This window comes from Sphaerochaeta sp. UBA5836 (assembly GCF_002432845.1).
Classification (GTDB): Bacteria; Spirochaetota; Spirochaetia; order Sphaerochaetales; family Sphaerochaetaceae; genus Sphaerochaeta.
Genome location: NZ_DJGW01000050.1, coordinates 1 through 6,590 on the forward strand (window position 1 = coordinate 1; position 6,590 = coordinate 6,590).

General features: G+C 54.6%; 5 protein-coding genes. 2 read left to right on the forward strand and 3 right to left on the reverse strand.

The window, feature by feature from the left end:
• Positions 1 to 139: 139 nt before the first annotated feature.
• On the reverse strand, positions 140 to 1,108 hold the full coding sequence (locus B3F49_RS03700; protein ID WP_293892455.1) for an NAD(P)H-dependent glycerol-3-phosphate dehydrogenase: 969 nt from the start codon (positions 1,106 to 1,108) through the stop codon (positions 140 to 142).
• Positions 1,084 to 1,566, reverse strand: coding sequence for a GNAT family N-acetyltransferase (locus B3F49_RS03705; protein ID WP_293909044.1), 483 nt, complete (start codon positions 1,564 to 1,566; stop codon positions 1,084 to 1,086). The genes B3F49_RS03700 and B3F49_RS03705 overlap by 25 nt, the downstream gene beginning before the upstream one ends.
• 108 nt (positions 1,567 to 1,674) lie before the next feature.
• On the opposite strand from B3F49_RS03705, the gene B3F49_RS03710 reads away from it, so the two are divergent.
• The gene (locus B3F49_RS03710) at positions 1,675 to 2,799 is read left to right on the forward strand and encodes an NAD(P)/FAD-dependent oxidoreductase (protein ID WP_293909046.1); all 1,125 of its coding nucleotides are present in this window, start codon (positions 1,675 to 1,677) and stop codon (positions 2,797 to 2,799) included.
• Here B3F49_RS03710 and B3F49_RS03715 read toward each other — a convergent pair.
• Positions 2,785 to 5,139, reverse strand: a complete 2,355-nt coding sequence (locus B3F49_RS03715) for an alpha-galactosidase (RefSeq protein WP_293909048.1) — start codon at positions 5,137 to 5,139, stop codon at positions 2,785 to 2,787. The genes B3F49_RS03710 and B3F49_RS03715 overlap by 15 nt on opposite strands.
• 90 nt (positions 5,140 to 5,229) lie before the next feature.
• On the opposite strand from B3F49_RS03715, the gene B3F49_RS03720 reads away from it, so the two are divergent.
• Positions 5,230 to 6,474 carry a hypothetical protein gene (locus tag B3F49_RS03720; protein ID WP_293909050.1) on the forward strand — a complete coding sequence of 415 codons (1,245 nt, stop codon included), beginning with the start codon at positions 5,230 to 5,232 and terminating at the stop codon, positions 6,472 to 6,474.
• Positions 6,475 to 6,590: the final 116 nt, after the last annotated feature.

Genomic DNA, 6,590 nt, shown 5'->3' on the forward strand with positions numbered 1-6,590 from the left:
CAACCATGAAATTGTTATCGACCAAACAGTTGCAGGAGCCTTCCCATATGATCATATTCTGCGTGCTTAAGCATCTGTAGACCCAGCCGGTCTCAATGGCAAGGCCCCATTTCATCACTGAGATGGGGCCTTCTTGAATTTAGGCAAACACCGCTGCCATATAGTCGTTGATGCTTTCACCCTCATACATCAACCGATACAGGGCCTGCACCAGGGGATACTCATCCTGCACGCCCTGCTGCCGGGTGGTTTCTCCCATGAGCTTGACGGTTCTGCTGCCTTCGATGACGGTTGCCGAGGTCCCGCTGTTGTCGATGGAGAAGCCCTTTCCCATGAGCAGGCCGAGGGTTCGGTTGCGTGACAGGTCGTTCAGGCTGGTAAGCCCGAGGTCTCCGATACCGCAGTAGCAGAAGATGGTATCGGTACTGCATTCGAAGAGGGCAAGGAACTTCCTCATCTCAGAGACTGCCTTGGTGTAGACAAGGAAGTCGACGTTTGGGGAGTTGAATCTTCCACTGACCAGCCCGATTGCAATGGCGTACATGTTCTTGAGGATGCTCATCAGCTCAACCGAGCGGATATCGCTGGTGTAGTCCAGGTACAAGCCTGTCCCCTTGAGAATGCTCTCCTTGAGCACCAGGTAGTCTTCTTTCCTGCCACCAAAGGTGAAGGAGGAGGGAAGGCCGTGCAGAACCTCGATGGCGAAGGTCGGACCCTTCATGCTCGCGGTACGGGTGAAGGGAATCTGCTCGGTGATGAAGGCACCGTCGTCGCTCATTCCCTTTGCCAGGTTGATCACCATGCAATCGGGTTTTGTCAGGGCTTTGATCTCTTCGGTGAAGGGGACAATCGCCTTCGAGGGGATGACCAAGAGAATGCAGTCGGCCGAACGGAAGATCTGCTTGTCGCTTGTGGCCCTGATGCTGGTATTCAGAAAGTGCGTGGGAAAATATTTGGTGTTCCGATGATTTTTGTTGATGTCTTCAACAACGTCCTCCTCGATGGACCAAAGGATGACGGTGTTGGTCGTATTCCACGAGAGCCGTTCGGCCATGGCCGTGCCGAAGACACCGGCTCCCGCGATTATGATGGTCTTGTGATGGTACAAGGCAAAACTCCTTTTCCGTGCGGCCAGATCATGGTTTTATGGGGAATGTCAGCTTCGTAAAAGATTGTTTGGTCCTCGGCTACGAAACCAAGACGTTGGTAGAACCCTTCGCTCTGCACCTGGGCATGGATGTATACCTGCCCCTCGGCCAAGGCCAAGGCACAGCGTACCAGCAACTTTCCCAAACCCTGCTTGCGGTACTCCCGAAGGATTGCAATCCGCTCGAGCTTGGTTCCCTTGCTGGTTGTCCTGATGCGAAGCGTCCCAGCCGCTTCGTCGCCGAAGAGGAGCAACAGGTGTGCACATGAAGGATCGTTTCCATCGAAATCGATGGCTTCGCTGACACCTTGTTCTTGTACAAAGACAGAACGGCGTACCTGCTGGCACAGGGCAAGGTACGCTGCATTGGTTGGGAGCGAGGCGGTTCCTGCTTCCAGATATATGACAGTCTGTTCCATTCTGTCCATGATACCGGGAAGCGCCGGTTGCTGGCAAGGGTTGCTATGATTCTTTCTGGACACGCTTGGGCTTCTTGCGTTAGCCTCTAGAAGTTCGGGAGGCCAAGCATGAATGTGATAGTAATCGGAAACGGGGTGGCCGGGGCGACAGTTGCTGCAAAGCTTGCAGCAAAGGGTGTGTCCGTGCAGCTTTTCAGTGAGGAACCGGTGGGCTTTTACAGCCGGATTCTGCTTCCCCAGGCACTGTGCGACAAGGAAGCCCTGCAGGATTTGATCGCCAAGAGCGATCCTCCCTACCTTCAGAAGCGTGCAGCTACAGCCATCGATCCCGTCAAAAAACTGGTCTACAGCGGAGCTGCAGCTTTTCCCTATGATAAATTGGTCATCGCCACCGGCAGCCGGTCGCGCATGCTCGACATTTTCTCCTGTACCGATGGAGCTTGCGCCCTGAGGACTTTCAGTGATGCCCAGAATATCAGTGATACCATCGAAAACCCGGTTGTTGTCCTGGGTGGTGGGTTGCTTGGGCTGGAAACCGCCCTCTGGGTGAAGAGAAAGGGTTTTGAGGTAACCGTCCTTGAAGCGGCCGATCGGATTCTCGTCCGTCAGCTGGACACCGAAGGGGCCTCGATCCTCAAGGCGCACTTGGAAGGACAGGGATTGGTGATCAAGGAAGGAGTGAAGACCCGGGCACAGAAGGTGGACATGGGTGGCCACATCAGGGCTTTGGTGACAGAGGGAGAGGATGAAGTACCCTGTCGTACGCTCTTGCTCTCCTTGGGAGTATTGCCTGAGATCACCTTGGCAAAGGCTGCAGGGCTGAAAACCAATCGCGGTATCGTGGTCAACCAATTCCTGCAAACCAGCGACAGCGACATTCTGGCCATCGGTGACTGTGCCGAGTATGAAGGCCAGGTTCCCGGCATCATACCCGTCGCCCTTGCAATGGCCGAGACTGCTGTTTCCAACCTTCTGGGTGAGCAGAAACCGTATCAGACGCCGGTGCTCTTCACCCGTTTCAAGGGTGACGGGCTCGATGTGGTCAGTGTGGGTTCCATCGAAGGACCTGCACACAAGAATCGGAACGGAAATCGCTATGAGGCGTATTGTGTGCAGGACGGCATGCTGAAGGGGGCCATTCTGGTGGGAAGCACCGCCCATTTGGGCTTTGTGCGTTCCCACTATCAGAAAGAGGTCTCGGATGAGGAGATTGCAACCCTACTTGCTTTCTAGGTTGATCTTCTTGAAGATGTAGATCCTGTTGCCGAAGTCGCCCAGCACCCGGGTCATGGCATCGTAACCGGTGCCGCCAAACTGCTGGTTCAGCTTGATGCCGCCGTAGGCTACCTGCTCACCGCTGACACGGTAGTGCTCGATTTCACTTTCCAGAGAGATGGCCTTGCTGATCGTATCCTGGGCAAAGCCTCCTTCAGTGATGGGAACAGGACTCACCCTGTTGAGCAGATCGCCGAACATCTTGATGTCGATCTTCTGCTGGCGGGGGAACACCTCATAGACGGCGTTCACATCAACAGCTTCCACCCTCAGTTTGTCCGAGCCGGGGTTGGGCATGTTGAGTTTCTGGGCGAAGAGTACGAGCAGCTCACTCTTGTCGTGGCTGGCAACAGCCCAAACCACTTGGTTGGAGTGGCTGTTTGCCAGCTTGATGCGGGTGAACGTCCCATATTGAAGCAGTGACCGATGGGCTTTGTAGAACGCAATTTGGCTCCTGATCGCCTCCTTCTGCTGTCTTTTGAGCTTGGTGACATCAAGCTCATACCCAAGCACTCCGAAGGCGGCCACGTTGAACCGTGCTTCGAGGTCGGTTCTTCTGAGCGTCTGGTGGTTGGGTGATGAACTGACATGGCTGCCCATCGTCGAGAGGGGGTATCCGCAGCTTGTTCCTTCCTGGATGTAAAGCCTGCACAGGGCGTCGGTATTGTCGCTGGTCCATGTCTGGCTCATATAGCAGAGCATGCCCAGGTCGAAGCGGTTTCCTCCGCTTGCGCATGATTCGAAGAGAACATCGGGGAACGCCTGGGTAAGCTTTCCAAGCAGGTCGTAAAGCCCCAACACATACCGGTGGAGGAATTCACCATGGTTGCGAATCTCGGCATTGGTGCTGTAGATATCGCTGAATACACGATTCATGTCCCACTTGATGTAGTTTACATCGGCCAGGTGCCAGGTCTCGGAAAGGCTCTTGAACAGGTAGTCCCGAACATCCTGCCTGCTCAGGTCGAGGATGTACTGGTTGCGTCCGACACTCGGCCTGCGGCCGGGGATTGCGATCATCCAATCGGGGTGCTTCTTATAGAGCTGGCTCTCGATGCTGACCATCTCAGGCTCAACCCAGAGGCCGAACATCATCCCGAGGCGGTGCACTTCCAAACTCAGTCCTGCAAGCCCCGAAGGGAGTTTCTTCGGGTTCACCGTCCAATCGCCGAGGCTGGTCGTGTCGTCGTTGCGCAGGCCGAACCATCCGTCGTCGAGGACGAAGAGCTCGATGCCGAGGTCGGCACTCTCTTTTGCAAGGCTGAGCAGCTTGTCCTCGTTGAAGTTGAAGTACGTGGCTTCCCAGTTGTTGATGAGTACCGGGCGCTCACGCATTTTCCAGGTTCCCCTGACGATGTGGTTGTTGATGAAGTGGTGGAAGTTTTGACTTGCTCCGTTCATGCCTTGGTGGGAGTAGGTGAGTACCGCTTCAGGGGACTGGAACCGGTCCTGGGGACTGAGCTCCCAGCTGAAGGTGGCTGGATTGATTCCGGTCATCACCCTGATCTTCCCATACGGGGAGACTTCGACCAGCTCCCGGTGGTTCCCGCTGTAGATGAGATTCATGCCGATGCACTGTCCGTCGTCCTTCTTGAGGAATATGCAGGGGTTGTGGTCGGCACTGGAGACACCGGTTTTGCTGTCGTTGATGTAGATGCCCGGCAGCAGGTCCCGCTCGTTCATGTATCGCTCTCTGGCCCAGGCTCCATCGAAGGTGACCAGCTTCCAGTCATCAGCGTCGAGGTCGAGCTGGGCCGAGGCAAGGCCCTTGATCCGAATGCTGCTGGTGCTGTCGTTGTAGATGGTCGCCCTTCGGGTGATGACGTCACTGTCTTCAAAGATGGTGTAGGTAAGAGTCATGCGAAGCGGCAGGCAGGTCTCCTTCAGGGTGATTTCCAAGGTGGTGCAGGTGTTCTTGTCCCCGTAGGACTCCGGCAGTCCGCTGAAGGTTCTGGGCTTTCCGGGAAGGATCCGGTAGCTTTTCACAATGAAGTCGAGGGTTTGCATACCCCGTGAATATTCAATATTGACCGAACACTCTCGATAGTCACCCTTTCCCATGGTAGAATATTCCATACAGAGGTTTGTGAGGTACAGTGTTGGGTGGTCGCTGTCGTAGGCGGTGCTGGTTCCGATGTTTAGGCTTCGCTTGTCTGCAAGGGCATCGACACTGATGGTGGGATTGGAAAGGAGCCTCCCGTAATACAGGTGCTCAAGATGACCGGTTTCGGTTATTGCAAACAGATAGGTGGTATGCTTGGTCGAAAGGTTGAACAGTCTGTCTTTCTTGGAAATCATGAATCTGCACTCCTTGCATAAGTCGGCGGTTACTGGTACCAGTATACTGTTATTATATGGTTTTTAACACCATGAATAAGGAGAAACGAGATGGATATCCGTCGTCTGAGATTGTGGGAGAGCCGCAATGCTACGGTGTTGTCGAACGACTTGATCAGGGTCTTGCTTGAAGACCAAGGCGGCATGGTGCTTGAACTGAGCGCCATCACCCCTCAGGGCGGCAGGCTCAATGCACACCTCATTCCTCACTACCGGGGGACCGGAACGTCGGTTTTCAGCGATGAGAACGCCGAGTATTGGAAAAACAGCCCCTACCTCTACCAGAAAAGTGGTTCCTACTTCAGCTTTCCCAACTATGGACCGGCTTACGAGTCGGACCAGGGTACCCAGGAGCAAAGCGGCTTCACTGCGTCTTCCTACTGGATGGTGGAGCGCTATGGAACCGACCCGGAGTTTGGCGGGGTGTGGCTGATGAGCATGGTCCGCAACCGTAAGGCGCGTTGGACGGTACGCAAGATTGACATGCTGTTGCCCAACCAGCCGGTGCATTATAGTGCGCTCTTCATCACCAACAATGCCCAAGAGGACCTCATTGCAAATACAACCTGGAATAATGAGCTTGGTTCCCCGTTCCTGGAGTCGGGGTGCGTGCTCAATGCCAGTGCCGATCTCTGGGCAACCGGCAGGGACGACCAACTCATCGGGGCTTCTTCCCGTCTCGTTGCAGAAGTCCAATTTGACGATTGGAAGAAGGCTCCGCTGAAAAGCGGGGGGACGGTCGACTTGACCGAAGTCCCGCCTCCGATTGGAAAAACCGATTTCATCTCCGGTGTTGTTCCCCGGACAGCCAACTTGGGTTGGACGAGTGTCATCAACCCGCGACAGCAGATGGTGTACTTTACGTTCTTCCCTGGTCCTGCAGCTTTGGAAGAGGATATGCTTCCGATCAACTTCAACAACTTCCTTTTTGACTGGGGCGGGAGAAATGAAACGCCGTGGGCTTTCTACAGCGGTGGGATGAGCCAGCAGTATTCACTGAACTGCGGATCGGGTACCAACCATCTCTACAACGGCCTCAAGGATGCTCAAAACAGCGATGCCCTCCTGGGAGCAGAGACCACAGTGCTGATAAAGCCGGGTGAGACGAGAAGCCTCTACTATGCCAGTGCCTTCTCCCAGTATGACAACAACCGCATCGGAGGTAATTTCTACACGGTAGAGCAGATTGTGGAGGGTATCGTTCTGAAGAGAACCAAGTCCTATGCTTTCATCCCTGCAGACTCAACCTTCCACTGCCTGAAGATGCTGTGCAAGCGATTGCTTACTGCCGAGTAACAATGCAAAAAGAGAAATCATACACGAGGGAGCCAAAAGGCTCCCTCCTTCTATGAGAACAAAAGAGAAGGCCACCTGCGGGAGAGGCGGCCTTGGACAGACAGGTTTGTATTGGT